Source organism: Streptomyces sp., assembly GCF_035563135.1.
Taxonomy (GTDB): domain Bacteria; phylum Actinomycetota; class Actinomycetes; order Streptomycetales; family Streptomycetaceae; genus Streptomyces.
Genome location: NZ_DATMVN010000040.1, coordinates 1 through 2,147 on the forward strand (window position 1 = coordinate 1; position 2,147 = coordinate 2,147).

The following is a 2,147-nucleotide window of genomic DNA, read 5'->3' on the forward strand; positions in this document are numbered from 1 at the left end:
GATGCCCTCACCGCCGCGGTGGCGGGCCGGTTGCCGGCGCTGCGAGCCGGCCGCGTCGAGATCTGAGCCGTCCCGGCTGCGAACACCTTTCGTCCCGCACACCGCTCGTAATCACCGAACAACGGAGTTCACGATGAAGGACAGTGCTGTCACCGTGGAGCAGACGCGTTCCGCGGAGCGCACCACGGGTGACCTGACCCGGGCCGCCGTCTCGGGCTGGCTGGGCACGGCCATGGAGTTCATGGATTTCCAGCTCTACTCGCTGGCCGCAGCGATCGTGTTCAACAAGATCTTCTTTCCCGATGTCAGTCCCGCCATCGGCCTCATCGCCGCGATGGCCACCTACGGCGTGGGCTACGTGGCCCGGCTCGCCGGTGCCGTCTACTTCGGCCGGATGGGGGACCGGATCGGCCGCAAGAGGGTCCTCTACCTCACCGTCCTGCTGATGGGCGCCTCCACCACCCTGATCGGCGCCCTGCCCACCTACGCCACCATCGGCATCCTCGCACCGATCCTGCTCGTCGTGCTCCGGCTGGTGCAGGGCTTCGGGGCCGGCGCCGAGATCGCCGGGGCGACCGTACTGCTCGTCGAGTACGCCCCTGTCCGCCGACGCGGTCTCATCGCCTCGCTGGTCTCGCTCGGCACCAACTCGGGAACGCTCGCCGCCTCGGGGCTGTGGGCGATCCTGCTCGCCGTGCTCACCGAGGAGCAGTTGCTGTCCTGGGGCTGGCGCCTGCCCTTCCTCCTCAGCTTCGGGCTGATGTTCTTCGCCTTCTGGCTGCGCCGAGGACTCAAGGAGAGCCCGGTCTTCGAGGAGCGTCCCGATGTGGTGGACGGCGTGGCACTGGCCCGCGACGAGGTGGAGGCCGTCATCGCCGACACCGACCGGCAGCACGGCGACGTCCTGGCGGCCGGCATCCGGCAACGCAAGGGCAGGGCCTTCTTCATCGCGCTGGGACTGCGCTTCGGCCAGGCGGGCAACTCGGGGCTGATCCAGACCTTCCTGGTCGGCTACATCGCCACCCAGCTCTCCGTCGGCCGGTCCGTCCCGACGGACGCGATCGTGTACGGCTCCCTGCTGGGCTTCGTCACCGTGCCGGTCGTCGGACTGCTCGGGGACCGCTTCGGACGGCGCGTGATCTACCTGACGCTCACCCTGCTGACCGTCGTCGTCTCCTTCCCGGTGATGTTCCTGATCAGTTCCGGCTCGGCTCCCGCGGTGATGATCGGCATGGTGCTCGGTCTGAACATCGGAGTCCTCGGACTGTTCTCGCTGGAAAGCGTGACGATGGCCGAACTCTTCGGCTCACGCACCCGGTTCACCCAGCTCGCGCTCGCCAAGGAGATCGGCGGCATCCTCGCCACCGCGATCGGCCCCGTACTGGCGGCCACACTCACGGCCCTGACCGGCAGCTGGTGGCCCATCGCGGCGATGCTCGTCGCCTACTCGCTCATCACATTCGTCAGCGCGTTTCTCGCGCCGGAGACCCGCGGACGCGACCTGGTCCGCCTGGAGGACGCCATATGACCGCCGTTGCGGGAGAAGACCGTACGAGTGCGGCAGCCGGTGCGGAAGCCCGTACGCGTGCTGCGGGCGCGGGCGAAGCGCGCATGCGGGCCGTCGTCGTGCACGGGCCGGGAGACCTGCGGGTCGACGAGCGGATCCGGCCCGTGCCCGGTGCGGGCGAGGTGCTCCTGGCCATGGAGTGGGGCGGGATCTGCGGCTCCGACATCGCGTACTGGAGGAAGGGAGCCTCCGGTACGGCCGAACTCGTCCATCCGCTGGTGCTCGGGCACGAGGTCGCGGGCAGGATCGCCGCGCTCGGCCCCGGTGTCACGGGTCTGAGCGCAGGCAGGCCGGTGACCGTCCACCCCGCCCAGCTCCTCGGCGACGGGGTGCTGCCGGAACGGATCGCCGGACGCACCAACCTCTACCCACGCGTCCGCTACTTCGGATCAGCGGCCTTCACCCCGCACACCGACGGCGGGTTCAGCGAGTACCGTACGGTCCGCGCGGAGCAGATCCGGCCACTGCCGCCCGGAGTGAGCACCGAACAGGGCGCCCTGGCCGAGCCGCTGGCTGTCGCCCTGCACGCGGTCGGCCGGGTCCCCGACCTGCGCGGCCGGACCGTCCTGGTCAACGGGGC

The 2,147-nt window shown here is 70.1% G+C and carries 2 protein-coding genes; both read left to right on the top strand.

Translation table 11 applies throughout. From position 1 onward, the window contains the following. Positions 1-133 precede the first annotated feature (133 nt). Complete coding sequence (locus tag VN520_RS01925; protein ID WP_325745063.1) at positions 134-1,528, top strand: MFS transporter; 1,395 nt, start codon at positions 134-136, stop codon at positions 1,526-1,528. Continuing rightward, the coding region (locus VN520_RS01930; RefSeq protein WP_325745064.1) for an alcohol dehydrogenase catalytic domain-containing protein at positions 1,525-2,147 on the top strand (623 nt) is incomplete at its 3' end. The genes VN520_RS01925 and VN520_RS01930, both read left to right, overlap by 4 nt.